This window comes from Paenibacillus aestuarii, from assembly GCF_027789125.1.
GTDB classification, from domain to species: domain Bacteria; phylum Bacillota; class Bacilli; order Paenibacillales; family NBRC-103111; genus Paenibacillus_E; species Paenibacillus_E aestuarii.
Genome location: NZ_JAQFVF010000088.1, coordinates 234158 through 259676, shown reverse-complemented (window position 1 = coordinate 259676; position 25519 = coordinate 234158). Strand labels below are relative to the sequence as shown.

The 25519-nt window shown below is 49.8% G+C and carries 23 protein-coding genes and 1 other RNA gene; 3 read left to right on the top strand and 21 right to left on the bottom strand.

The genetic code is table 11. The features are described from left to right. Positions 1-334: 334 nt before the first annotated feature. The 16 genes from O9139_RS29845 to rpoE all read right to left on the bottom strand — a co-directional run bounded on the left by O9139_RS29845 (position 335) and on the right by rpoE (position 14678). A complete protein-coding gene (locus tag O9139_RS29845; protein WP_270885370.1) occupies positions 335-604 on the bottom strand; it encodes a pro-sigmaK processing inhibitor BofA family protein in 270 nt (89 codons plus the stop codon). A gap of 3 nt (positions 605-607) precedes the next feature. Beyond that, positions 608-892, bottom strand: a complete 285-nt coding sequence (locus O9139_RS29840) for a DUF2508 family protein (RefSeq protein WP_270885369.1) — start codon at positions 890-892, stop codon at positions 608-610. A gap of 138 nt (positions 893-1030) precedes the next feature. Next, complete coding sequence (gene recR / locus O9139_RS29835; RefSeq protein WP_270885368.1) at positions 1031-1627, bottom strand: recombination mediator RecR; 597 nt, start codon at positions 1625-1627, stop codon at positions 1031-1033. A gap of 43 nt (positions 1628-1670) precedes the next feature. After that, on the bottom strand, positions 1671-1982 hold the full coding sequence (locus O9139_RS29830) for a YbaB/EbfC family nucleoid-associated protein (RefSeq protein ID WP_270885367.1): 312 nt from the start codon (positions 1980-1982) through the stop codon (positions 1671-1673). Positions 1983-2008: 26 nt separating this feature from the next. Then, positions 2009-3739 carry a DNA polymerase III subunit gamma/tau gene (gene dnaX / locus O9139_RS29825; RefSeq protein ID WP_270885366.1) on the bottom strand — a complete coding sequence of 577 codons (1731 nt, stop codon included), beginning with the start codon at positions 3737-3739 and terminating at the stop codon, positions 2009-2011. A 78-nt stretch (positions 3740-3817) separates the two neighbouring features. After that, positions 3818-5254: an ATP-binding protein gene (locus O9139_RS29820; protein WP_333743055.1), complete on the bottom strand. Its 1437-nt coding sequence runs from the start codon at positions 5252-5254 to the stop codon at positions 3818-3820. Positions 5255-5426: 172 nt separating this feature from the next. Further along, positions 5427-5691: signal recognition particle sRNA large type (ffs, locus tag O9139_RS29815), an RNA gene on the bottom strand. 58 nt (positions 5692-5749) lie between these two features. Beyond that, positions 5750-6157, bottom strand: coding sequence for a hypothetical protein (locus tag O9139_RS29810; RefSeq protein WP_270885365.1), 408 nt, complete (start codon positions 6155-6157; stop codon positions 5750-5752). Positions 6158-6248: 91 nt separating this feature from the next. Beyond that, positions 6249-6446, bottom strand: coding sequence for a 50S ribosomal protein L31 (gene rpmE, locus O9139_RS29805; protein ID WP_188175736.1), 198 nt, complete (start codon positions 6444-6446; stop codon positions 6249-6251). 116 nt (positions 6447-6562) lie between these two features. Next, positions 6563-7837, bottom strand: a complete 1275-nt coding sequence (locus tag O9139_RS29800; RefSeq protein ID WP_270885364.1) for a radical SAM protein — start codon at positions 7835-7837, stop codon at positions 6563-6565. A gap of 67 nt (positions 7838-7904) precedes the next feature. After that, on the bottom strand, positions 7905-9209 hold the full coding sequence (rho, locus tag O9139_RS29795) for a transcription termination factor Rho (protein ID WP_270885363.1): 1305 nt from the start codon (positions 9207-9209) through the stop codon (positions 7905-7907). A gap of 65 nt (positions 9210-9274) precedes the next feature. Further along, on the bottom strand, positions 9275-10534 hold the full coding sequence (locus tag O9139_RS29790; RefSeq protein WP_270885384.1) for a UDP-N-acetylglucosamine 1-carboxyvinyltransferase: 1260 nt from the start codon (positions 10532-10534) through the stop codon (positions 9275-9277). A gap of 165 nt (positions 10535-10699) precedes the next feature. Continuing rightward, positions 10700-11554: a class II fructose-1,6-bisphosphate aldolase gene (fba, locus tag O9139_RS29785; protein ID WP_270885362.1), complete on the bottom strand. Its 855-nt coding sequence runs from the start codon at positions 11552-11554 to the stop codon at positions 10700-10702. A 157-nt stretch (positions 11555-11711) separates the two neighbouring features. Next, a complete protein-coding gene (locus O9139_RS29780; RefSeq protein ID WP_188175740.1) occupies positions 11712-12104 on the bottom strand; it encodes a response regulator in 393 nt (130 codons plus the stop codon). Between the two features lie 155 nt (positions 12105-12259). Beyond that, complete coding sequence (locus tag O9139_RS29775; RefSeq protein ID WP_270885361.1) at positions 12260-13861, bottom strand: CTP synthase; 1602 nt, start codon at positions 13859-13861, stop codon at positions 12260-12262. A 241-nt stretch (positions 13862-14102) separates the two neighbouring features. Next, positions 14103-14678, bottom strand: coding sequence for a DNA-directed RNA polymerase subunit delta (gene rpoE, locus O9139_RS29770; protein ID WP_270885360.1), 576 nt, complete (start codon positions 14676-14678; stop codon positions 14103-14105). Between the two features lie 399 nt (positions 14679-15077). Here rpoE and O9139_RS29765 point away from each other — a divergent pair, with 399 nt between their 5' ends. Continuing rightward, the gene (locus O9139_RS29765; protein WP_270885359.1) at positions 15078-16238 is read left to right on the top strand and encodes a S8 family peptidase; all 1161 of its coding nucleotides are present in this window, start codon (positions 15078-15080) and stop codon (positions 16236-16238) included. Positions 16239-16306: 68 nt separating this feature from the next. Here the strand turns inward: O9139_RS29765 and argS are convergent, their stop codons facing one another. From argS to speE, 4 genes are all read right to left on the bottom strand, one after another. Continuing rightward, positions 16307-17980 (bottom strand): arginine--tRNA ligase, encoded by a 1674-nt coding sequence (argS, locus tag O9139_RS29760; RefSeq protein WP_270885358.1) that lies wholly within the window; start codon positions 17978-17980, stop codon positions 16307-16309. Between the two features lie 7 nt (positions 17981-17987). Beyond that, the gene (locus tag O9139_RS29755; RefSeq protein WP_270885357.1) at positions 17988-18398 is read right to left on the bottom strand and encodes a DUF1934 domain-containing protein; all 411 of its coding nucleotides are present in this window, start codon (positions 18396-18398) and stop codon (positions 17988-17990) included. A 378-nt stretch (positions 18399-18776) separates the two neighbouring features. Further along, positions 18777-19298 carry a DinB family protein gene (locus O9139_RS29750; RefSeq protein ID WP_333743053.1) on the bottom strand — a complete coding sequence of 174 codons (522 nt, stop codon included), beginning with the start codon at positions 19296-19298 and terminating at the stop codon, positions 18777-18779. A 133-nt stretch (positions 19299-19431) separates the two neighbouring features. After that, a complete protein-coding gene (gene speE / locus O9139_RS29745) occupies positions 19432-20259 on the bottom strand; it encodes a polyamine aminopropyltransferase (RefSeq protein WP_270885356.1) in 828 nt (275 codons plus the stop codon). A gap of 327 nt (positions 20260-20586) precedes the next feature. Between speE and O9139_RS29740 the strand changes: the two genes are divergently transcribed. Next, positions 20587-22611 carry a transglycosylase domain-containing protein gene (locus O9139_RS29740; RefSeq protein WP_270885382.1) on the top strand — a complete coding sequence of 675 codons (2025 nt, stop codon included), beginning with the start codon at positions 20587-20589 and terminating at the stop codon, positions 22609-22611. Positions 22612-22784: 173 nt separating this feature from the next. Here O9139_RS29740 and O9139_RS29735 read toward each other — a convergent pair whose 3' ends face one another. Then, positions 22785-23276: a YwhD family protein gene (locus O9139_RS29735; RefSeq protein WP_270885355.1), complete on the bottom strand. Its 492-nt coding sequence runs from the start codon at positions 23274-23276 to the stop codon at positions 22785-22787. Between the two features lie 223 nt (positions 23277-23499). On the opposite strand from O9139_RS29735, the gene O9139_RS29730 reads away from it, so the two are divergent. Further along, positions 23500-25491 (top strand): M1 family metallopeptidase, encoded by a 1992-nt coding sequence (locus O9139_RS29730; RefSeq protein ID WP_270885354.1) that lies wholly within the window; start codon positions 23500-23502, stop codon positions 25489-25491. The last annotated feature ends 28 nt before the right edge of the window (positions 25492-25519 follow it).

Sequence of the window (25519 nt, the reverse complement as noted above, 5' to 3'; positions counted from 1 at the left end):
TTAGGCACGCCGCCAGCGTTCGTCCTGAGCCAGGATCAAACTCTCCAAAAAGGATGAATCTGAATAGCTCATTTAAAGCTGACGAGATTGTTAATACTCTTTAAAGTTTAGAGTCGATTGCTCGACTTGCTTCTCACTCGTTGTTCAGTTTTCAAAGATCAATGACTCTCTCTGGCTTCCTTATGAAAGCCGGAAGATTAATATATCACACTAACTTTTCTTTTGCAACTTTAATTTCTCAAGTTACTTTCGCGCTTGTCTCAGCGGCGACTTTTATAAGATACCACAGACCGTTCTCGGAGTCAACACGTAATCTTTATGTATTTTTTTGCCACTACAATAGAGTCAGTTTCAAACAGACCAACAGCAGTATTCCCGGAACGCCAAGGACGGTAACAGTACCTAACGTCGTCGTATTTATGGGGAGATCGATATGGGTGTACCCGCTAAGCAAATGAAGGAGATAAAGCAAAAAAGCGGCTAACGCCACGTTCACCCCTACGGCAGATAACCATCTGCCAGCGCGACGATTGCGAAACAGCGTGAACACAAGCAAGAGTGAGGACAGGACAAGCAGTCCCCACATCACATATTTAAGGTACACAAACTACACCTCCATTAGCTTGTCTGTATCGATAAGGCTAATTCCCTGCTTTTTAGCCTGCTTGATCAGCATCTCAAATCGTTTTTCCGCCGCTTCCAAAGCATATATGGCATAATCCACCTGATCCTTCTCTACAGCAAATTCGAAATGTGCTTGCGCCGCCACCCATTCTTGATGCGCTTTGCGAATCTCTAGAACAAGCTGCTGCTTGTCCCTCAGAATAGCCTCTTTTTCACTTTTTACCGGCATGAGCTTTTTTCCATATGCACCTTGCAGTTCTGGTTTCACGAACATGTCCCTCCCTAATAAGCACTCATAACGTTTACTTATACATATTGGTGAGGAGCCGAAAATAGAACCTGAACGGCATGTCCGATGACAGCAAAAAAGAGAGCTTGGCAGCTCCCTCGTTCACACATCTATCGTTTATACTTCTCTGCGGCCTTCCATTGCTTTGGTCAGCGTCACTTCATCCGCATACTCCAGATCGCCGCCAACCGGCAATCCATGAGCGATCCGCGTCACACGAAGCCCAAAAGATTTCACTAATCGCGAAAGGTACATAGCCGTAGCTTCTCCCTCGATATTCGGATTCGTGGCTAATATGAGCTCCTGAACCTTCTCGTCGCTTAAGCGCTTGAGCAGCTCCGCGATATGAATCTGGTCAGGACCAATACCTTCCATGGGCGAAATCGCGCCGTGCAGGACATGATAATAGCCTTCGAACTCTTTGGTTCGTTCGAGCGCAACCAAGTCCTTCGGCTCTTGGACGACACAGATCACGGACCCGTCCCTGCTCTTATCTTGGCAGATCCGGCACGGATCAATATCGGTGATGTTACAACAGACCGAGCAATAATGAAGGTTCCGCTTCACATTGATCAGCGCCTTGGCGAAGTCCGTCACATCTTCTTCCTTCATGCGAAGAACGTGAAAGGCCAGACGTCCCGCCGTTTTGGGCCCTACTCCCGGCAAGCGGGAGAATGCATCGATTAACTTGGCTATCGGTTCGGGGTAATGCAACGGAAGTTCTCCTTCATCTATCAGATTGGCCGCTCTTGGTACCTTAGAACAATCCTGGGATGTTCATGCCGCCTGTGAATCTGCCCATTTCTTTGTTCGCAATTTCTTCGGCTTTGGTCATAGCGTCATTCACAGCTGTCAGCACGAGATCTTGCAGCATTTCGACATCATCTGGATCAACAGCTTCAGGCTTGATCACGATGCTTTGCACTTTCTTATGTCCGTTCACCTGAACGGTGACCACGCCGCCGCCAGCTGTTCCTTCGATTGTTTTTGTACCCAGCTCTTCTTGAGCCTTCATCATTTGTTCCTGCATTTTCTTCACTTGCTTCATCATTTGATTCATGTTATTCATCGGTTATTTAGCTCCTTCGTCTTGGTTTATTCGTCTTTAATTGTAACTAAATCTTCACCAAACAGCTGAATCGCCTCGGAAATCCACTCTTCCTTCGGCTTGCCGCGCGCTCCATCCTCAGGCTGAAGCTCCATAATCTCAGGAACGGCTGCAGCTTCGTTCTGGGCGTCATCCCATTCCTTGCGCATGATCGTTAGCAAATGGTACGGCTTGCCAAGAACATGATGCAGCACTTGCTCGATCAACTGCTTGTTCTCCGGCTTCTCGGTCGTGTTGCGGTGCATATCATTCTTAAATGCAACCAACACGTTATCATCGAGCACGGAGACGAGATCGCCGTTCACAAACCACGCGTGTACGGTGATTTTTTTCTCTTTGACCAGACCGAGGACCTGGCTCCATTTCATAAGAGCTGCTTTCGTCTCGGAAGAATCTACGGCTTTCAGGTAGCCGTCCAGCTTAATGTTCGACTTCTTGGCCGGTACAGCCGCTAAAGAAGATCGCGGCGAAGCAGCTTTGGCTGGTGCGTCTGACTGCGCAGCCGTCAATCCCGATTTTAACAGTCCTGCCAGTTGATCTTCAAGCTGCTGCAGCTTTCTCGTCAGTTGGCCGATCAGATCCCCCTGAGGAGAACCTTGATTTCCTGCAGGCTGGCTATCCCGCATGGCTTCCCGGTGACCGCCTGAGATTTTCATAATGGCAATTTCAAGCAGCGTCTGGGGCTGAACCGAATATTTCATCTCGCTTTGATAATGATTTAATGTCTCAATGATGGACATCATCTCCGCCGGCGTAAACTGGCTAGCCACTTCCCGCAATTCCGCCATATCAAACACACGTTCGGTAATGACCGGAGAGTTTGGCACCATGCGCACCATCAACAAATCGCGGAAGTAATCAATCAAGTTCTCGATACATTTGTCAGCGCTCTTGCCTTCCTGCATGAATGTATCGATAAGTTCAAGTGCAGCGCCGAGCTCCTTGCTTCGAACCGCATGCACCAGCTTCTTAAACTGATCGGAGGCTACACCGCCCGTAATGGACAAGATGTCGCCGATCTGCACTTCTCCTGTAGCAAAAGATGCCGCTTGATCTAGCAAGCTCAGCGCGTCCCGCATCCCGCCATCGGATAGACGAGCGATATAATGAAGAGCTTCCTCACTAATCGAGATATGCTCCTGGTCACAAACGTACTGCAGCCGCTGCACCTGCTCCTCCATCGAAACGCGCCTGAAATCGAAGCGCTGACAGCGGGATATAATCGTTGCCGGAATCTTATGCGGTTCCGTCGTCGCGAGAATGAACATGACATGCGCCGGCGGCTCCTCTAATGTTTTCAGCAACGCATTAAACGCCTCGGTCGTCAGCATGTGTACTTCGTCGATGATGTACACCTTCTGCCTGACTTCTGTCGGCGCGTATTTGACTTTGTCCCGGATGTCGCGAATCTCTTCGACACCACGGTTCGAAGCCGCATCGATCTCGACAACGTCCATCACAGCGCCTTCCGTAATCCGTTCGCACGCTGAACATGCGTTGCACGGCTCTTCGGCAGGGCCATTCAGGCAGTTGACAGCTTTGGCCAATATTTTAGCCGTACTGGTCTTACCTGTTCCACGAGGTCCGTTAAACAAGTAAGCATGTGTAAGGCGATTTTCTCTCAGGGAATTCTGCAGTGTCTGTGTAATGTGCTTCTGCCCTACGACTTCACGAAACGTCTGGGATCTCCATGTTCGATATAAAGCAATATGTGCCATAACATTCCTCTCCAATAATCCCATCATAGAACTATTGTGTTTATTATACTATAACCGTTCTAGGGATGAAATAGAGGATCAGGCATAGGGAATGACGATGCTGAACGTCGTGCCGAAACCTTTGGAGGCGACACGGATGCTCCCGCCCATGTCATGAATGATCCGCTGGCACACAGAAAGTCCAAGCCCGGTCCCCGTGTCCTTCGTCGTGAAGAATGGATCGAAGATTTTGTCGATCAGAAACATCGGGATCCCGCTGCCTGTATCGTGAATATCGATGCAAACATTGCGTTCCGCCGTGTCCACTTTTTCCGTAATTGTTAATGTCCCCCCATCCGGCATGGCTTCAATCCCATTTTTACATATATTCAAAAATACTTGTTTCAGCAGTTCTTGATCTGCGATCACATCCGGCAAGTGATAAGAGGCCTCATATTGCAAATTCACATTATATAAAATGGCTTCATTATTAATAATCGGTAATATATTCCTCATTACTTCGGATACATCAATTCGTTCATAAGAAACATGCTTCGGCTTGCTGAGGAGCAAAAACTCGTTCACCAGCTCGTTGATCCTGTCGATCTCTGTCAGCATGACTTCCGTAAAACCCTGCTCCTTACTCATCCCCTGCTGTTCAAAGGTGCGCCGAATGACTTGCAGGAAGCCTTTAATGGAAGTCAGCGGATTCCGAATCTCATGTGCGGTACCCGCGGCAATCTGTCCGATCATCGCCAGCCGGTCGCTGCGCTGTACCATTTCTTCCAAAGAACGCATATTGGTGACATCTTTAAAGATGATATAAGCGCCGACCATATTCCCCTGACTATCTTTGAGCACGTTGGAGTCGAGTAGTAATTCGAACCGTTCATGGTTATTTGTCCATGAAACCGCATGATTGCGGACAATGACGCCATTAAGTATCGTACGTTGAACAAGCCTGTGCTCGGCAGGGACTGTTGCAAATACATCGTCGAGTGACATGTTAAGAATGGGATCGCGCTCTAACCCCAATATTCGGCAAGCCATATCACTGATATCAACCAATTTATAATCCATACTTATTAATAAGACACCCAGATTGACATCTTTGAGAAAGGTATCGGAAAAACGCTGCAGCAGCGTCAACTGTGGGCCTTCCATGTGCTGTTTCATTGCCAGTAAATACAACGTTTTATCTTCACGCGCAATTTTAAGCATGGAGAATTGATAATGAATGGCTTCGCCTTCCTTACTAAGCAGAAAACCGTGAGGCCGCTCCACGGTACCCGATCCAGGGCCAAAGTAAAACGTATACAGCTCTGACAGCGTCGCCCGTACTTTGAATAATTGCGAAAACGCCATCCTAGCGATTTCCTCTGCCGAATATCCTGAGAATCTCACGAATTGATCGGAAGCCATCACGATATTCTCATGTTCATCCACGATCAGCAAACTGTTCTGTACACTGTTTTCCAACAGTCTACGCATTTCACTCATGGAGACAACATAATGTTCAGCATCATGAATCGACATTTCAGCAACCCCTTCTCTATTCGACTTTATCCTGCGCGCTTTACCAATTCCATGTCATTTACTTTTACACATTCTCCTTGTAGTCAGATTTTTCCTTCTCTTGCGAAGAAAACCTTTCATGCAAAATAAAAAAACGTCCATCACTGGACGTTCGTTTCATCTATTATGTAAACCGTGCACCTGTTATTGATAGATGTGATACGAGCGTACTCTTATCGTTAGCTCAAGTTAGGCAACCCTTCGGCACATGAAAAATCTTGCTTACGGCTGCTTCCTTCCGGACCTGACCGGGTTCACAAGCATTCATTGCGAAGGACCCGACTCTCAACACCACGTGTAAGAGCCAGACCTCACATCACATTACCTCTAACAGGAATTCAACCCCGCTACAGCGGATTGCGAGTTACAGGGCACCGCTACCTCCCCATCTAGCACGGTAGAACTAAGTATAGCCGATTAAATAGTAAATAGCAACTAGGGGTAAAACCTACCTATTTATTTGGCGACTTTCACCTGAATATTATAGCGGGGCATATTCGTATCCAGCGCCATTTGGGCTTGGGAACGAAGTTCATCGACCTGGGCGGCAGTCAGCCCGGCTTTCGGTTTAATTCGAACCCGCGCTACAGGTCCATTGATCGTAATGTTCGCTGTGTCAATACCCGGAAGTTGCGCCAGCACCGCTTTCATTAAGTTAGAATCATCTTCATAATGATGATAGGTTGGGTTCAGCGGGTCATTGGGATTTACACTAGTAAGCCCTAGATAACCATCGTTTTGGTAACCTTTCGTTTTATAAGTTTGATCGTTATTGGACCGGTTGTTCAAATTACCACTGCAACCGATCAGGCCTGCCGTGATCAACAATGCCGCTGCTGCAACTCTCAGCGAGCTTAACAACATAAAAACACCTCCCTATGGACTCTAAGCCTAAGCTTAGGATGACCAAGGGAGGTTGTCTTATGCCGATTGGCGTTCAAGTAATTGATGCCAATTAGATGCCGTATTTCTTTTTGAACTTGTCGACACGGCCGCCTGCATCGATAAACTTCTGTTTACCTGTGTAGAACGGATGGCAATTGGAGCAAATCTCAACGCGAAGATTTTGCTTAATTGAACCTGTCTCGAACACATTACCACATGCGCAAGTCACAGTGGTTACATGATAAGTAGGATGAATCGCTGCTTTCATGTTAGGTTCACCTCTTTCTGCCCTGAATCATTTGCTGAAACAGAGTTATAATGATACTCAGGCATTATACCACGTCTAAAGCCCCCACGCAATATACATCATCGAGCCAGACTTGCCTAGAGTTTCGCTGACAGCGTACGTTCCCGCGTATAAAATTCGGGCGTATGCGTATACGAGCCCAGCACCACATCAGGCAGCTCCTCTTGGAAAATCTCGAGCATCTGCTTCATGCCAAGCAGCTCGCCGCGGGCTTTAGGGATGATGCCTAGATAACTCTCAGGATCAATATTTAAGTTGCGCAATTGGATCAGTTTCAATCCGGTTCTACGCACAAATTCGATCATCGCTTCAATCTCTTCCTCGCGGTCTGTAACACCTGGAAAGATCAAGTAGTTGATCGAAGTAATAACGCCTTTGTCCGCAGCGTAGCGCAGTGATTTCTCCACGTTCTTAAGCGTGTAGGCTCTGGGCTTGTAATAAGCGTTATAATGGTCATCCAACGCGCTGATCGTGCTGACGCGCATCAGATTGAGACCCGCGTCCACAATACCGCGGATATGATCGGTCAAGCCGGCATTCGTATTGATGTTGATGTAGCCTATGTCCGTCTGTTGGCGGACCTGCTTGATGGCATCAATAATCAATGCGGCTTGTGTACTCGGCTCTCCTTCACAGCCTTGGCCGAAGGAGATGATGCTCTCCGGCGTGCGGAGATGCTCCATCATAATCTGCACGAGCTCTTCCACGCGCGGCTTGATGTTCATCCGCGTCTGCGGGGCCAGGAAGCCGCTATCATCCGGCTGCTCCGAGATGCAGCCGAAGCAGCCCGCGTTGCACGAGTACGAGACGGGAACGGCGCCTTCCCAACGCTGCAAGAACGTGTTCGAAGCGGTTAAGCACTCATAGCCCAAGGCACAGTTAGACAAGTGCTGGTAGAGACGATTGTCCGGATATTTGGCAACCAGGCGCTTCACTTCGACTTCCAGCTCGTCCGGATCGCAATTCACCGGGTTCCAGTAATACGGATTGTCCGTCTGGCGGGCTGCTACATAGAATCCGTCTTCTTTCCAGACGACGGCGGTGTATCCGAACAAGGGCAACAGCTTGGACTTGTCCGACTTAATATACCCAGGCAGCAGCAGCCTGGTGAAGCCTTGAGGGAGCAGCGCGCCGACAGCGTGGTAATCTCCCTCGACCAGCTTCATCTCGCCGGACTCGACATCGATGCCGACCGGTCTTGTAAAAGGAAGACTCACTAAAGTCGCTCCTTCCGGAAGCGGAATCAGCTCATCATCCATAATTTCTGTTATCATTTCAGCATTTCGACCAAGCGCCAAATAATCGGGATGATCAAAAACATTACCTTCTGCGTCAGCATAAACCAAGTTCATCGTGGTACTCCTTAGTATTTCATTAGCCCATTAGCCCATTCGTCTCAAGTGAGCGAGCGGATCGGGCTTAAGATGCGGAATTTTTAACTTTACCGCCGCGGCTGCCCCCTGAAGTGCCAGAGCCGGCAGATGGTGAGGCCAGTGACTCCAAAAATTCCTGATTCGTTTTGGTATCGCCCAGCTTCTTGATGAACGCCTCGGTATATTCGTGAGAATCGTTCATCCCCTTACGCAGCGCCCAAATCTTCTCCAGCTCTTCCTTGCCAAGCAGCGCTTCTTCGCGGCGCGTGCCGGATCTGCGAATGTCGATCGCCGGGAATATGCGGCGTTCCGCCATTTTGCGATCCAAATGCAGCTCCAGGTTCCCTGTTCCTTTGAACTCCTCGTAAATTACATCGTCCATACGGGATCCGGTTTCTACCAGGGCTGTCGCCAGAATCGTCAGACTGCCGCCTTCTTCGATGTTGCGGGCTGCCCCGAAAAATCGCTTCGGCCGATGGAACGCACCGGGATCGATACCACCGGACAACGTTCTGCCTGTCGGCGGCACAACCAGGTTGTACGCTCTGGCCAGACGCGTAATGCTGTCCAACAGAATAACGACATCTTTCTTATGCTCAACCAAGCGCATAGCGCGCTCCAATACCAGCTCAGCAACTTTGATATGATTCTCAGGCAGTTCATCAAATGTGGAAGCAACGACTTCCCCTTTGACAGAACGCTGCATATCCGTTACTTCCTCAGGACGTTCATCGATGAGCAAAACGAAAAGTTCGATTTCAGGGTTATTCGTGGAGATGCTGTTGGCGATTTCTTTGAGAAGTAACGTTTTCCCTGCTTTAGGGGGGGCTACAATCAATCCGCGTTGGCCTAAACCGACTGGTGCCAACATGTCCATAATCCGTGTGGAAAGCTTGTTAGGGGTTGTTTCGAGTATTAACCGGGTCTGCGGATATAGAGGCGTCAATGCCGGGAAGTGAAGCCGTTCCGCTGCCGTCTCCGGCTTCTCCCCATTCACGGCTTCGACCTGCAAGAGACCGAAATAGCGCTCATTCTCTTTTGGAGGCCGGCATTTCCCGGAGACCACGTCACCGGAGCGAAGATCAAATTTGCGAATTTGCGAGGCGGAGATATAAATATCTTCCGCACTCGGCAAATAGTTGATCGGTCGCAAGAAACCGAAGCCTTCCTGAAGAATGTCCAGGACGCCTTGCATAAATAAAAATCCGCTTTCCGCTGCTTGCGCACGTAAAATAGCAAAGATTAGTTCTTTTTTCTTCAGCTGCCCGTAATAAGGAATCTGATGCTTCTTGGCCAGCTTGTATAAATCCGTAAGCTTGAGTACTTCAAGCTCAGCAAGTTGCAAGCTCATTCTTTTTCGACCACCAAACTATTAAATTTTCAATTGGATTCTAGCATTGCCTGTTGCTTGAAACTTTATTCCTCGCTCTCGCGCCAAACCTCAGCACCAAGGGCGGACAGGTTAAATACCAGATTCTCATATCCCCGGTCAATGTATTCGACGCCGGATACTTCCGTAATACCGCCGGTATGAACGCTCAGTCCAGCGATCACAAGCGCTGCACCCGCACGCAGGTCCGTCGCCCTTACTTTGGCGGAGCTCAGCTGGGAGTATTCAATAATGGCCGAACGGCCTTCTACCTTCATTTTGGCCCCCATGCGAACGAGCTCAGGGATATGTTTAAACCGGTTGCTATAGACATGATCTGTTAAAATACTGACGCCACGCGCCTGTGTAAGCAGCGTTGACATCGGAGACTGTAGATCTGTGGCAAATCCTGGGTAAGTCAGTGCTTTCACGTCCACACTCTCGTACTCAGGCTGGCCAACAACACGAATCGACTCATCCATCTCATAAATATGGACGCCCATTTCCTGCAGCTTCGCCGTCAATGCTTCCATGTGCTTTGGAATGACATTATCGACTGTCACATCACCGCGCGTAGCAGCCGCTGCGATCATATAGGTTCCCGCTTGAATGCGGTCAGGAATGATGGAATGGCGGCAGCCGTGCATTTCCGAAACGCCTTCAATGCGAATCGTCTCGGTGCCTGCGCCTTTAATCTTAGCGCCCATGGAGTTCAATAGTGTTGCTACATCTATAATTTCAGGCTCTTTCGCCGCATTTTCAATCAAAGTAAAGCCTTTGGCGCGTGATGCTGCGAGCATGATGTTGATCGTTGCCCCTACGCTTGCCATGTCCAAATAAATCTTTGCTCCGCGCAATTCTTTTGCCCGAATCTTCAATGCCCCATTCTCGTTGCTGACTTCAGCGCCCAGCGCTTCAAACCCTTTAATATGCAGATCGATCGGGCGCGGTTCAAAATTACAGCCTCCTGGCATTCCGATGATCGCTTCTCCAAATCTACCTAGCAGTGCGCCCATCAAATAGTAAGAAGCACGCAGTTTCTTTACTTTCCCATTGGGCATCGGGAGAGATCTCATCGCGCTTGGATCTATGGTCATGCGATCCTCGTTCCAATCAATCGTTGCGCCCAAATCCGTCAAAATTTCTGTATATGTAGCCACATCGCTAAGATGAGGCAGATTGTCCAAGGTTACAGGCGTCTCCGCAAGAACCGCTGCCGGAATTAAAGCTACCGCGCTATTCTTTGCTCCGCTGATTTGAATCGTTCCCCGTAGTGGACGGCCACCGACCACCATTAATTTTTCCAACATGATTCTCCCCCTACTTCAGGTGCCTACTTACTAGAACTAGAAATGGACAGACCTGTCCCATGTAAAAACAGAAGAGGGAAACACATTGGAACTGCAAAGACAGACGGCTTGCGCCGTTCATCTGTGCGTCCATGCATTTCCCACAAAATCTATACAGTTGGATTAAGCTTGATTGCTGCTTCCGAACAATTGAATTTTGGATTTAACAACTTCAACCATGGCTTTACGAGCAGGTGTGAGGTATTTACGAGGATCGTACACTTTCGCGTCTTTGTTCAATACTTCACGGATCGCATCCGTGCAAGCAACTTGGTTCTCTGTGTTCACGTTGATTTTACCAACGCCGGCAGCAATGGATTTACGAATCATTTCGTCCGGTACGCCGGAACCGCCGTGCAAGACAACAGGAACTGGAATTGCTTTGGATACGGCTTCGATAATGTCGAAGTGAATGTTCGGCTCACCAGCATACATACCGTGTGCTGTACCAACAGCGATCGCCAAGCAGTCAACGCCTGTTTCTTCGTAGAAACGGATTGCTTCTTCCGGCTTCGCCAGGTTCGCATGCTCTTCGTCCACGCTGATATCATCCTCAACGCCGCCGATTGTTCCAAGCTCACCCTCAACGGATACGCCCATGGCGCGAGCAGCTTTTACAACTTCTTTGGTCAAGCGGATGTTCTCTTCGAAAGAGTAGTGGGAACCGTCAAACATAACGGAGCTGAAACCTGCGCGGATACATTTCATAGCGACTTCAAAGGAGCTGCCGTGATCCAAGTGCAATGCGATTGGCAGTCCGGATTTCTTAGCTGCCGCTTCTGCAATAGCAACCGTAAATTCAATACCCATATATTTGAGTGCGCCTTCGCTAACACCATAAATGAATGGGGAATTCAATTCCATTGCTGCGTCCACAATTGCTTGAGCAAATTCGAGGTTATTCATATTGAATTGACCCACCGCGTATTTGTTCGCTTTTGCTTTTGGTAAAAACTCGTTCATTGAAACCAATGCCATAGTTCTCTTCCTCCTAATACCATGTAGTAGATGCGTAGAAACCGCTCTTTGTCATACCTGAGTATTATAGCACATATAGCTTCAAATGATAACCAAGCCCTATAATAAAACCCAAAAATCGACGAATTTCTCCGCTTACAAAAAAAGATCCTAGCTCCTAGGATCCTACGGCAAAACTATTGTTGGATTCGTTGTTTAACTGTTTATTGACAGCCATTCTCAGCTCATCGATGTCGAAAGGCTTCGTGAAATGCATGATCGCGCCTAAATCCGTCGCTTCCTTGATCATATCAAGCTCGCCGTACGCCGTCATCATAATGACCTTAATCGAAGGGTCAATGGCTTTCACATGCTTCAAAATATCCAAACCATCCATACCTGGAATCTTCATATCTAATAATACAAGGTCGGGTGAGGAGTTTTTGACAATTTCCAGCGCAAGTTTGCCGTTTGATGCTTGATACGTGTCATATCCTTCATTGCTGAAAACTTCCATTAGCAGTACGCGAATTCCGTTTTGATCATCGACAATCAATACTTTCTTTTTCATAAACCCGGTCCCCTCCCAAAACGAATAACGATCATCCCATGGACTATAGAGGTAGATAATTCGCTATCCGTTTCGAATTTCCTTCCGAGGGGCGAAAATTTATTGCAATGTTTTACAAATCAGTTGGTTTTCAGGAAGTGGCAATTTGCGCCGAATTAGCGAGAGAGCTGCATGGAAGCTCTGACAAATTCACGGAATAGCGGCTGTGGACGGTTCGGACGGGATGTGAACTCCGGATGGAATTGCACCGCCAGGAACCAAGGATGATCCGGAACCTCGATCATTTCCACCAAGCGGCCGTCCGGCGAAGTACCGGAAATCCGCATACCTGCGTTCTCGATCAGCTCGCGGTACTCATTGTTGAACTCGTAACGGTGACGGTGTCTTTCGTATACAAGTTCATCATCATAAGAGCGTGCCGCCAGGGAGCCTGGAACCAACTTACAAGGATACAAGCCAAGGCGCATCGTGCCGCCGAGATTTTCGATATCTTTTTGTTCCGGCAGCAAGTCGATAACCGGATACGGTGTCGTCGGGTTGATCTCGGAGCTGTTCGCATCGTTCAAGCCTACCACCGAACGCGCATACTCGATCACCGCTACTTGCATGCCTAAGCAAATGCCGAAGAAAGGAATCTTCTGTTCGCGCGCATAACGAATGGCCGCGACCTTTCCTTCAATCCCGCGATCGCCGAAGCCACCAGGGACCAAAATACCTTGTACGCCGCTAAGCAGCTCATCCACGTTGTGATCATAAACCTCTTCCGCGTTCACCCAGCGGATGGAAATTTCCGAGTCGTTGTCGATTCCGGCATGACCTAGCGCTTCTACGATACTGAGGTAAGCGTCATGCAGAGCAACGTACTTGCCGACAATAGCAATCTCGGTCTTTTGCGTAAGCGACTTTACCTTACGGACAAGACTTTCCCATTCTGCCATATTCGGTTCGTTGGTTTGCAGCTTCAGATGTTTGACCACGTAGTCGTCAAGCCCTTGCTCGCGCAGCATCATCGGCACTTCATACAACGTCTCTGCATCTTTGCACTCAATCACAGCCGCAGGATCGATATCGCAGAACAAAGCCAGCTTGCGCTTCATATCTTCTGTCAAAGAATGCTCTGTCCGGCATACGATAACATGCGGTTGAATACCAAGTCCGCGAAGCTCTTTTACGCTGTGTTGGGTCGGCTTCGTTTTCACTTCGCCAGCGGCTTTGATGTAAGGAATCAACGTAACGTGAATGTACATGACATTCTCGCGGCCGATGTCGTTCTTCATTTGACGAATCGCTTCCAGGAAAGGCAAGCTCTCGATATCGCCGACGGTGCCGCCGATTTCGGTTATGACAACATCCGATTGCGCCTCGCGGCCAGCGCGAAGCACGCGCTCCTTGATTTCATTCGTAATGTGCGGAATAACTTGTACCGTACCGCCCAAATATTCGCCTCTGCGCTCTTTGGAAATCACGGAGGAGTACACTTTACCCGTTGTTACGTTGGAATTCTTGGACAGATTAATATCGATAAAACGCTCATAATGGCCCAAATCCAAATCCGTTTCCGCGCCGTCATCCGTAACGAATACTTCACCGTGCTGATACGGACTCATTGTCCCTGGATCGATGTTAATATACGGATCGAATTTTTGAATCGTAACTTTCAGACCTCTGTTCTTGAGCAATCTTCCTAAGGAAGCTGCAGTAATTCCTTTTCCAAGGGAAGATACGACACCACCCGTAACAAAAATATATTTTGTCATATGTAAGCCTCCTAAGAATTTAGTTGCGCCGGAATTCGGCTTTTGTACGCACTTGAATACCCTGTTTCTAGTTTCTGCAAAACAGGGGTTTTCATGAAAAAACGATTAAAAACAACACCAAAAAAACAAAAAAAGTGACACCCGTAGTGACGGGGCACTTTTTGAATACTCTTATTTGTTAAGATTCTTTTAAAGCCCATGCAATAGTTTACTCTGAACCACTAGCGGATGTCAAGACAAGTTATTTGTCGTCTTCCTCTTCATCCTCATCTTCAAACTCGCCTTCTTCTTCGTCTTCTTCCAACTCTTCATCCAGGCCTTCTTCAGATTCATCCAGTTCTGTGTCGCCGAGTTCTTCTTCCTCGATCTCTTCGTCTTCGAAGAATTCCGAGTCCTCTTCCGCTTCCTCTTCGCTGTCTCCGCCGAAAGCATCGTACTCGTCTTCTTCTGCGTATGTATCTTCTTCTTCCTCCGCGTAGATATCTTCGTCATCGTCGTCTTCATCGTTGATGATGCGAGGACGCTTCGCGTTGCCAACCGCATCTTCCGACTTCTCAACTGGATACCAGCGCTTCAAGCCCCACAGGTTGGAACCTACGCAGGCAAAGCGTCCGTCGATATTGATTTCTGTATATAGTTGGGCGATCACTTGCATAACATCCTGCTCCGACAGCCCTTTAATTTTAGCAATTTCCATCATCAGGTCACGATAATAAAATGGCGTATTCGCCGACTTCAGCAATTCAAACGCCAAATCCACCATTGGCATCTCGCGTGCTTGCTCTGCCGTGATTTTCAGTGTATATTCGCTAGCCATTCAAGGCACATCCCTTCGACCATGTGTTCAAGTTCATTCTTCTACCTTATCCATATCTTCATTAAGTAAAACCTATTTTTTCTAAAAATGCAACTCCCTAAAGGGGATTCCTAGGCACGAGAACCAAATTCAGCCTCCAATCAAAATAAAACAAGCGAAGGTCCCCCCTCGCTTGCGACTGTACCCACAGGAATCGGCGCACCCGAAGCGCTCCTTTTCCACCACCTGAGAAAGAGACACTCCTGCCGCGCCTCTCTATTCATCCTATGTAAAACCTACGCATCTGACACGGCATCGAACCCATTTATTTTCACAAAAGGCGAAGACACGGTCAAGCAGGATGAGCTTTACATAGGATAGGGGAGATTCGATTCTACGCTGTCACGGAGGGATGGCCTTATGGATACAGCCACCTTTCTTCAACTGCTTCATGAGGAAATTGGTCTCACCAAGCAATCAGGCAAGAAGCACATTATCCATTTCCAATCAACCAAAGATTATTTTGCTTGCCGCGCAGAGCTAAGGCGGATGAAGTCCAGCCTCACCCATCTCTCCCAGGTCCGCGACCTTAGCATTATTCACGGCTTCTCCTGTACACTGCGGCCCGACACCCGCTTGAAAGAAACCATCGGCGCGCATGTGATTGAAGAAGACACCAAAGTATCCGTTCACCAAGTGGTAGGGAAAAAAATTGGCATTCGGCGAGGCAACTCCTTCGTCGGTCCACAAATGATTCCTTGGGGCGTCGAGCAGATCGGCGCGCCCGAAGTATGGAACAAGTCCGTTGGCCGAAGCGTACGAATCGGCGTCATTGATACGGGCATCGATTACAACCATCAGGATTTGCGAAATTCCATTGCCCGCGGCGTCAATCTGCTGAATCGCAGTATGATGCCCTACGACGACAACGGCCATGGCACACACATCGCTGGTACAATTGCGGCAGCAAGCAGCAGTACGGGCATCCTCGGCGTAGCCCCTAGTGCCCTTATTCACCCCGTCAAAGCGTTCGACTATAACGGAAGCGCCTACGTATCGGATATTATCGCCGGTATCGACTGGTGCGTGCAAAACGATCTCGATGTCATCAATATGAGCTTCGGGATGAAGACCTATAGCCGCTCGTTGGAGCATGCCGTCATGAACGCCTACTATAAAGGCAAAGTTATCGTGGCCTCTTCAGGCAACGACGGCAAACGCAAAACGGTCGATTATCCGGCCCGATTCCCGCAAGTCGTCTCCGTCGGTGCGACGACGCGCCTTGGAAAAATCGCTCCGTTCAGCAATCGCGGTAAGCAAATCGATATATACGCGCCAGGCGAGCGGATCTATTCCTCCTGGCTTCACGGCAAATACAACGAGCTGAGCGGCACATCCATGGCTACTGCGCATGTCAGCGGCGTCATCGCCTTGATGCTGTCCATGAAGCCGAACCTGGGGCCGCTGCAGATCAAGGGCATTCTGAGACGCTGCGCGAGCAGTCTCAGCAAGCGCGAAAGCACGCGCTGGCGGCCCGGGCAGCTGAATGCCCGACGCGCCTTAGGCGCGCTGAAAACATAAAGGGGTTAAGCAGCGGGAAGGCTGCTTAACCCCTTTTGTTGATCCTGGCGGATGATGTTTGCTTGCTGCTACATCCGCTCAGGAGCCGATACGCCAACGGCACGCAGCACGTTGGCCAGTGTAGTGCGCAGCGCGCCGAGCAGAGCAAGGCGGGCTTGCGTCAAGGCCATGTCATCGGTGATGACATAGTGGCCTTTGTAGTAGCTATGGAACTGGCTCGCCAGTTCATAGACATAGCGGATGAGGCGGTGCGGCGCATACTGCTCGGCAGCCACGGCGATTTCCTCCGGAAGCTCGCCGATTTTGCGCAGCAGTTCGAATTCCGCTTCCGCATCGAGGCGGGACAGATCGACCTGCTCGAGCGGCAGGATCGCGATGTTCTGTTCCGCCGCCTGGCGGAAGATGCTGCAAATACGCGCGTGTGCGTACTGCACGTAGAACACCGGATTCTCATTGGATTGCGAAACGGCAAGATCCATGTCGAAATCCAGGTGCGAATCCATGCTGCGCATGGTGAAGAAATAGCGAATCGGGTCGACGCCGACTTCGTCCATCAGGTCTTCCATCGTCACGGCCTTGCCTGTGCGCTTGGACATTTTCACCTTTTCTCCGTTCTGGAAAAGGCTTACCATCTGCGCGATCAGCACGACGAGGCGATCAGCTTCGAAACCAAGCGCCGTCATGGCTGCTTTCATCCGCGGGATGTAGCCGTGGTGGTCGGCGCCCCAAATATTGATCAAGCGGTCGAAGCCGCGCTGGAATTTGTTGCGGTGGTACGCGATGTCCGGCGTCAAGTACGTGAAGGAACCATCGTTCTTGATTAACACGCGGTTTTTGTCGTCGCCAAGCGGCACGGTGTTCAGCCACGTTGCGCCTTCTTCTTCATAAACGTGCCCTTTATCGCGCAGTTCTTGAAGCACGCCCGGGATGAGGTTGTCCTCGTAAATCGACATCTCCGAGAACCAGTTGTCGAATTGAACGCCGAAGCGGCCAAGGTCGCGTTTGATTTTGTCGAGTTCTTTTTGCAGACCGTACGCACGGAAGTAAGCTTGGCGTTCCTCGGCCGGCATGCTTAGCAGGCTGTCGCCCTTCTCAGCGGCCAAATCAGCAGCGAAGCCTTTGATATCTTCGCCAAAATAGCCGTCTTCCGGCATTTCAGCATCTTGCCCAAGTGCTTGCAGATAGCGGGCTTCGATCGATTTGGCAAGGTTCAGCACCTGGTTGCCGGCGTCATTGATGTAGTACTCGCGACTTACATCGTACCCGGCAAGATGAAGCAGGTTGCACAGGGCATCGCCTACAGCAGCGCCACGGGCATGTCCGAGATGCAGCGATCCCGTCGGGTTCGCGCTCACGAACTCCACTTGCACTTTGAGACCTTGTCCGATATTGGTAGCTCCGTAGCGGTCGCCTTGCTTCGCCACTTCCGCAATCAGCGGATAGAGGTATGTTTTGTTCATTTTAAAATTAATGAAGCCTGGTCCCGCGATTTCGGCGGATGCGATGTACGCCTTTTCTTTTTGCAAGTTGGCAATAATTTGCTCGGCGACCTGCCGTGGGTTCGTCTTGGCAATGCGTGTCAGCTGCATCGCGACATTGGTCGCAAAATCGCCATGCGCCTTATCCCGGGGAACCTCCAGGGTAATCTCCGGCATTTGCTCCGCTTCGATGAGACCCGTTGCCATAACAGCTTCGATGATGGCTTGTTTCACAATCGTTTTGACTTCGTTTAATACGTCCATTTCTAAGTTACTCCTCCTGAATCAACAGCTTGATCCGATAATGTCCTGCGTGTGTACCTGATGCATATAAGTCATAGCTCCACCTTGTGACGCCAATGCCATGCACAGCCTCCGATGTCAGCTCATGAGTCTCTGTTTCAAGTTCCAATCTTCCTTGCGGCGTATGATAAAAGCCTGCCCGCTTCTCGCCAGGCACAAACGTTTGCTCCGCTTGGACATCGCCCTGCCGGATGATGCGGATTTGGTCCGTTTCCAGCTTAATCAGCGTCACGGTTCGCCCGAGTTCGTTCGGTGCTTCCTCATAGCGGATGTAGCTATGGTCGCCTTTCCGATAGAGCTCGCCTCTCGCCTTCTGAACGGTGGTTTCGCTCCCGCTTCGGCTCTCAATCCGGATCCGCACGCGTTGCTTAGCCGTCATCGTTGGTCATTCTCCTGTTCCTGTAAGCTTGCTTACGCCCTATGTCAAGATAAGGCAAGATAGGTATAAGTGTATAATATAAGGTCGGCGAATTCAATGTGCTGGGGAGATTCGATATGCGCAGTTGAGCTACTTCCCCATTCCCACCACGTCCTGCAATGCAAATCGCCTGAGAACAAGCTAGGTTATTTGGTTAACCTGCATTTTCAGCAGGATAATTGCCTGATATAAGCCTCGGATGTTGGTTATCCTGCCATTTTTGCCACATGCGGGGAACAGCGCTCTAAACAAGGCAGTCGGCTGGCCACAAAAAGCCGAACAAAAAAACCAGCCAACTGCCCCGCAGTTGACTGGTTCAAAGATTCAAAGCCGCTTCTATTATACCGTCGGGCTTTCCATATTAAATTGGGCCCATTCTTCTTTGGAAGGACCATACACGCCGGAAACAGGCAGTCCCGCTTGTCGCATGAGGACAGTCAACTGCCCGCGATGGTGGATTTCGTGCTTGATGAACATATCCAGCGTCAATCCGATTTTCCACACCTGCCCGAACATGTTTAGTTCCCTTTGCAAATCAGCGTCTGTCCACTGGGAGCGGACCGCATCGATCATAGATTGCGCCGTCTTGCGATAGGCTTGCGCAATTTCGCCGGCTGAAGCAGGAGCAGCAGCAGCTTCCGGGAATTCGACTTTAAGACCTGTCGGATCCAGGATCCCGCCATGCGGCACCAAGTGCCAAGCCAGGTCGCCCAAGTTGCGATAGCCGCCGCCTGGCGCAATTTCCTGCTTGAGCGATTCATCCGTTAATACCTGCAGCAGTTTTAGCGTGCTTTGCGATTCCCGCTCGTAATCGTTGATAAACTCCTGGATATTTGTATACACCATTAATCCTCGCCCCATTTCTTATTCTTCTTCGCTAGTCAGTATATCCAACGAACACTGACATCAGTGTGTCAGCATTAAAAAAAACACCGGCACCTATAGCATGCCTCCAACATAGGAGGCGCCGCTAACGGTCGCCGGTTGCTCTTCATTACTTCACCAAATCTTCTACGAATTTCGGCAGAACGAATGCCGCTTTGTGAAGGCGTGGCGTATAGTATTTGGTCGGGAATTCAGGAATGGAGGCTTCCTCCACTTGAAGCGGATCATGCTTTTTGCTGCCCATTGTGAATGTCCACAAACCGCTTGGGTAAGTAGGAATATTCGCGCCGTATACGCGTACAATCGGGAAGATTTCTTTGACATCACGGTTCACAGTCTGAATCAGATCCGCTTTGAACCATGGATTGTCTGTTTGGGCAACGAAAATGCCGTCTTCTTCTAACGCGTCGAAAATACCTTGGTAAAAGCCCTTAGTAAACAGCTCTACAGCAGGTCCAACGGGCTCTGTGGAGTCAACCATGATGACATCGTAAGTGTTTTTGTGGTCATGAATGTGCATGTAGCCATCGTTCACGATCACTTCTACGCGCGGATTGTCTAGTTCACCTGCAATCGTCGGCAAGTACTTCTTGGAGTACTCGATCACTTTACCGTCGATGTCAACAAGAACCGCTTTTTTCACTTTCGGATGCTTCATGATCTCACGAATCACGCCGCCGTCGCCGCCGCCTACAACTAGCACCATCTCTGGGTTTGGATGCGTAACGAGCGCAGGATGCGCCACCATTTCATGGTAAACGAACTCGTCCCTCACTGTTGTCATGACCATGCCGTCAAGTGTCAGCATTGTGCCCCACTCTTCAGTTTCGATCATAGCCAGATCTTGAAAATCGGTCTGCTCTCTTACGTAAGTTTCTTTAACCTTTGCTGTAATCCCGAAGCTATCCGTTTGTTTCTCTGTGTACCACAGGTCCATGTTCATGCCCTCTTTCATCTCTATATTGGATAAATAAATCCTCACAATCGTGTCTGTAAACAGTGTTCCACCACATGGAAATGTTATGTAGCAAGATGTCCAAATTGTATTATAGTTCATTACCCCCAAAATGCAACGATTTCCTAGGCTATTTACAGATTTCCTAAAAATTATTTACAAATTATTGAATAGGTGGTGGCATGCTTTTCCATAATGGTAAGTAACAATGACGATTTTATTTTGAAAGGAGGAAGGATCGTGTCTGATGAACGCCCTCCCAAATCTGCCAGCAAACCTGTCTCGCCCAAAGAAAAAGAAGTGAACTCCATGCGCTGGATGCGCCGGATCAAAAAAACGTTCTCATTCCTGTTTACGTTATCCATCCTGCTTCTCATCGGCGTTGCCTCTTTTCTTGTTTATTTGCGCTCCCAGTCGCTTCCCGTTACAAAAATGCTGCAAACCTCACAAATGTTTGACGTGCAGGGCCAGTTGATCGACACCTTCTATTCCGGACAAAATCGTCAGGTTGTCCCCTTGAAGGATATTTCCCCTTACCTGATCAAAGCGACACTCGCTGTAGAAGATCAGCATTTCTACGAGCACTTCGGCGTCGATCTGAAGGCTGTAGCTCGGGCAGCGGTGGTGAACGTTCAGGCGATGGCCAAAGTGCAGGGCGCAGGAACGATTACGCAACAATTGGCCAGAAATCTCTATTTAAATCACGATCGCACATGGGCGCGAAAAATTAAAGAGACAGTCTATGCGATTCAAATGGAGATGCAGCTCAGCAAAGATGAAATTCTTGATGATTACTTGAATCAAATTTATTATGGCCATTCTACATATGGCATTGAAACGGCTTCAGAGCTGTTCTTCGGCAAGCATGCCAGTGAGCTGTCGCTCGCGGAGAGCGCTATGATTGCCGGCGTTCCGAAAGGTCCGCGCTATTATTCGCCTTACTATGATCTGAACAATGCGCTGGACCGGCAAAAGGTGGTGCTCCAGACGATGGTCCACAGCGGGTTTATTACCCAGGAAGCCGCTGATGCCGCCGCCAAAGAGAAGCTGACCATCCAACCGCTCACGAAAAAGAAAGAGGCGGCAGCGCCGTACTTCCGCGACTATGTGCGGGCACTTGCCACAGATACGCTCGGCATTCCGGAAGAGCAAGTGGACGAGGGCGGCATCAAGATTTATACGACCCTCGATATGAATGCACAAAAAATCGCCGAGGACGTCATGAACAAGGAACTGGCAGAGAAACCTGACATCCAGGGCGCCCTTGTCGCCATTGACCCCCGTTCAGGGGCGATCAAAGCGATGGTCGGCGGACGCGATTACACGGAAAACCAGTTTAACCGTGCGATTTCCAATAAGCGCCAGCCGGGCTCTTCTTTTAAACCGTTCGTTTATATGGTCGCCCTCCAGAACGGATATACACCGGCAACATTAGTGAAGAGTGAGCCGACGGTCTTTACTTACGACCAGGGGCGGCAGCAATATACGCCGCGTAATTTTAACGATCAGTACGTCAATGCCAATATTGACATGCGGCAGGCAATTTCGAAGTCGGATAACATTTATGCGGTACACACCATTCTTGACGTCGGCCCGGACAAAGTCATCGACTTGGCGCGCAAGCTGGGCATCACGAGCCCGATGAAGCCGCTCCCATCTCTGGCGCTTGGCGCTTATCCGGTCAGCCCGCTGGAGATGGCTTCGGCTTTCGGAACGATTGCCAACCAAGGGGTGCGTATTGAACCAACAGCGATCGAACGCATCGAAGATGCCAACGGCAAGGTGCTGTACCAAGCAGCGCCGAAATCGGAGAAAGTCCTCGAGCCGGCTGTTTCCTACGTGATGACGAACCTGATGGAAAGTGTGTTCGAAGAAGGAGGCACCGGCAACCGTGTCGCAAGCACGCTGAAGCGGCCGATTGCCGGCAAAACGGGGACGACCGACACCGACGCCTGGCTGGTCGGCTTTACGCCGGAGCTGGCGACGGCCGTGTGGGTCGGCTATGACAAAGACCGCGATATCAGCACCGTGGAATCGCACCTCGCGTCACCGATTTTCGCGGAATTTACCGAACGGACGTTGGAAGCCATTCCGCCCAAGCTCTTCCCCATCCCGGACGGTGTCGTGAACGTCTACGTCGATCCGGCAACCGGCAAGCTCGCCAACGAGGATTGCCCGAATTCGAAGATGGAGGCGTTTCTGAACGGCACGGAACCGACTACTTACTGTACCGATAAGCCAGCGAAAACAACGCAGCAAAGCGATACTAAAGGAGCGGCCAAAGGCCAGAACGGCTCTTGGTGGAACGATTTGAAACGTTGGTGGAATGACTGACATTCCTTATCCATGAAACACAAAAAGGCAGAACTAAGCGCGTCTTAGTCTGCCTTTTTGCTGTCCTAGTATATGAGTGTAACATACACTAGGGTCTAGTATACCCGGTTCACCTGAGCGTCACAATGGATGACACATAATGTTCATATTTTCCAAACCGCTGTGTCGCTGCTTTATGAAAGCGCATCCTTGAGCGTCTGGTCCGAACGATTCCACCATTCCTCGTTGTGGGAGATCAGCTGATTTTTTAGTGCGGCCTTCTCTTGCTCATTCAGACCGTCAAGAATAAATTTGCGCTTCATTGCCGCATCCATCTTATTGACATGATCGGCAAGAATTTTCCAGCCCTTGCGCGCTTCCGTATCGACGAGCATCTCGCACGCGGTCAAGCCTGCATAGAACGCCCCTTCTTCCGTGCGGTCTACAGCTACCCAGACGATCCAGCATTTGCGGCCGTCAGGCACTTCGTCTTTATTCATCGAGAACTTAATGCCTTTCTCGATCTTGCTTTTGGCGTGCAGCGCGCCGTTATCCAGATACGCTTCATCGCCGTCGATGATAATACTGGATACGTTGCTTAAATCAATGGCGCCTGCGCCGAATCCTTTGTGATTCACTTTTGAGCTTACTATATTTAAAGCCAGCTTCTTTTTATCCGCTTCCATGGTATGCACCTTCCCGCTCTCGCATTATAAATGCACAGCCTGCGATTAGAAATCGCCGTGCCACGCAGTATCGAACTCTCTGATTGTATTGTAGCCAAAGTCTACGTCCAGAACAAGGGCTACCCGCACCCGTGCATGTCCGCACAATTTTTCGCTGACTAGAAATAATCCCCGGTTTGTCTACATATACATGCTGTAGATGCTTGTCAACGGGGTGAAAATCATGAGTGTTTGGTTCAAATATCGTATCGTCCAATGGTTCGTTGTGATGCTCCTGGCAGCGGGAGCCGTTCTGCTAACCAATTCATTACTCCCCGCCTTGGGACCTGCTATCCCTGTTTCCCGGGAGGAGCCGCCTGCTCCGGCACCTGACACGCAGAAGCCTGACGGCAAACCCGTAGATCCGCAAGCCGCTGAGCCGCTCAGCTATCGGATATCGGAATATCACATGAATGTCGTTTACCTGCCCGATACCAAAGAAATTAAAGGACAGCAAACTTTGACCTGGGAAAATCCAGGGACCGCTCCGGTGCAGGATCTGTATCTGCATCTATACCCCAATGCGTTCGAGTCCAAAAAAACGACGTTTATGCGTGAGTCGGGAGGCAAGCTCCGGCAGGACGAAGCGAAAGCCGACTCCGTGGGCAGCATGACTCTGCTCAGCATAAAGGGTGAAGACGGCAGCGATCTGCAGCGCCGGATGGAATTCGTGCAGCCCGATGACGGCAATAAAGACGATCATACTTTGGTCAAGATTCCTCTCCCGAAGCCAGTTGGCGGCGGAGAGCGCGTCACGATTCAAACCGAATTTCTCGTCAAGCTGCCCGCCGCATTCGCCCGCATGGGTTATGTTGGTGACTTCGTGATGGCTGGCCAATGGTTCCCGAAAGTCGCCGCTTACGAGAAAGCAGGCACGCGCGGCCGGACCGTCGAGGGCTGGAACCTGCATCAGTATCACGGCAACTCAGAGTTTTACTCCGATTTCGGCATTTATGACGTCAAGATCCAGGTCCCTGCCGCTTACACGGTGGCCGCTACCGGCTTTCCTGTGAAACCGGCTGTAACGGAAAATGATATGAAGACGTACCAATTCTACGCCGAAGACGTGCACGACTTCGCATGGTCAGCATCGCCAAATTTCATCTATGTCGAAGAGCCGTTCTCCTCTCCGCAAATACCAGGTGTCAAAATCAAGCTCTACCTTGATCCTAATCATAAAGAGCTGAAAGACCGATACATGTACGCAGCCAAGAAAGCGTTAGCCCGCTACAGCCAGTGGTACGGAACGTATCCGTACTCGACGCTTTCCATCGTTGTACCTCCGGCGGACGGCAACGGCGCTGGCGGCATGGAGTATCCGACCCTTGTCACGGCCTGGGGCGCAAGTGAAAAAAATCCAGACCTGGAGCTGGAGCGCGTCGTCGTTCACGAAATCGGCCATCAGTTCTTCTACGGCCTCGTGGCGACGAACGAGTTCGAGGAGGCATGGCTGGACGAAGGCTTTACCTCCTATGCGGAAGATAAAGTCATGGAAGCGGAGTACGGCGTCACGCCGAACTTGCCGATCGAATCCAGCTATATCACGTCGCCAAACGCTCTGCAGCTGGAAGCGTGGAAATACGACGGGCATAGCGAGTACGCGGATAACGTGTATACGCGTGCCAAACTGGTTCTCAAAGAACTGGAGAAGCAGGTCGGCAGCAAAACGATGGACCGCATCATGAACACCTACTTCCAGCGTTGGGAATTTAAGCATCCGTCCACGAAGGACTTTCAAAAAGTCGTTGAGGATGTGACCAAAACGAAATGGGATGACTTTTTCAACCAATATGTATACGGCAAAATGATGATGGACTATTCCGTTGAGAGCATCCGTGTCAAACCAAGTGGGGACAAATCGGCCGCTTCCTATGAAAGTACCGTGCTTATTGCGAAACACGGCGGCAGTTCCCCGCCTGTACCGATTCAATTCCATTTTACAGACGGTACGACCTTGGATAAAACTTGGGATGGCGCTGAAGCCAGCATCGAATATAAGCTGACGCATACGGCTCCCGTCGATTGGGTGCGTGTTGACCCTAATTACACACTTGTGTTGGAAAACAAACATATCAACAATTACATGCAGACAGAAGTTGACCCCACTTGGAAAGTCCGCTTGAATCTCGGCATTCTTCAGTTCCTGCAGACGATATTTGGCTGGGTCTCATGGTAATGCGCCGATGTACCAATCAAATTGTGGA

What these genes read in the sequence shown, in the direction of transcription:
- fba (WP_270885362.1), bottom strand. Translation starts at nt 11,554, where the DNA reads ATGGCATTGGTTTCAATGAACGAGTTTTTACCAAAAGCAAAAGCGAAC.
- rpoE (WP_270885360.1), bottom strand. Translation starts at nt 14,678, where the DNA reads ATGGCTAGCGAATATACACTGAAAATCACGGCAGAGCAAGCACGCGAG.
- O9139_RS29820 (WP_333743055.1), bottom strand. Translation starts at nt 5,254, where the DNA reads ATGTCGATTCATGATGCTGAACATTATGTTGTCTCCATGAGTGAAATG.
- O9139_RS29830 (WP_270885367.1), bottom strand. Translation starts at nt 1,982, where the DNA reads ATGAATAACATGAATCAAATGATGAAGCAAGTGAAGAAAATGCAGGAA.
- O9139_RS29755 (WP_270885357.1), bottom strand. Translation starts at nt 18,398, where the DNA reads ATGACGGCTAAGCAACGCGTGCGGATCCGGATTGAGAGCCGAAGCGGG.
- argS (WP_270885358.1), bottom strand. Translation starts at nt 17,980, where the DNA reads ATGGACGTATTAAACGAAGTCAAAACGATTGTGAAACAAGCCATCATC.
- O9139_RS29775 (WP_270885361.1), bottom strand. Translation starts at nt 13,861, where the DNA reads ATGACAAAATATATTTTTGTTACGGGTGGTGTCGTATCTTCCCTTGGA.
- O9139_RS29730 (WP_270885354.1), top strand. Translation starts at nt 23,500, where the DNA reads ATGAGTGTTTGGTTCAAATATCGTATCGTCCAATGGTTCGTTGTGATG.
- O9139_RS29740 (WP_270885382.1), top strand. Translation starts at nt 20,587, where the DNA reads ATGCGCTGGATGCGCCGGATCAAAAAAACGTTCTCATTCCTGTTTACG.
- O9139_RS29765 (WP_270885359.1), top strand. Translation starts at nt 15,078, where the DNA reads ATGGATACAGCCACCTTTCTTCAACTGCTTCATGAGGAAATTGGTCTC.
- dnaX (WP_270885366.1), bottom strand. Translation starts at nt 3,739, where the DNA reads ATGGCACATATTGCTTTATATCGAACATGGAGATCCCAGACGTTTCGT.
- O9139_RS29800 (WP_270885364.1), bottom strand. Translation starts at nt 7,837, where the DNA reads ATGAACTTGGTTTATGCTGACGCAGAAGGTAATGTTTTTGATCATCCC.
- rpmE (WP_188175736.1), bottom strand. Translation starts at nt 6,446, where the DNA reads ATGAAAGCAGCGATTCATCCTACTTATCATGTAACCACTGTGACTTGC.
- speE (WP_270885356.1), bottom strand. Translation starts at nt 20,259, where the DNA reads ATGGACCTGTGGTACACAGAGAAACAAACGGATAGCTTCGGGATTACA.
- O9139_RS29750 (WP_333743053.1), bottom strand. Translation starts at nt 19,298, where the DNA reads ATGGGGCGAGGATTAATGGTGTATACAAATATCCAGGAGTTTATCAAC.
- O9139_RS29735 (WP_270885355.1), bottom strand. Translation starts at nt 23,276, where the DNA reads ATGGAAGCGGATAAAAAGAAGCTGGCTTTAAATATAGTAAGCTCAAAA.
- rho (WP_270885363.1), bottom strand. Translation starts at nt 9,209, where the DNA reads ATGAGCTTGCAACTTGCTGAGCTTGAAGTACTCAAGCTTACGGATTTA.
- O9139_RS29780 (WP_188175740.1), bottom strand. Translation starts at nt 12,104, where the DNA reads ATGAAAAAGAAAGTATTGATTGTCGATGATCAAAACGGAATTCGCGTA.
- O9139_RS29810 (WP_270885365.1), bottom strand. Translation starts at nt 6,157, where the DNA reads ATGTTGTTAAGCTCGCTGAGAGTTGCAGCAGCGGCATTGTTGATCACG.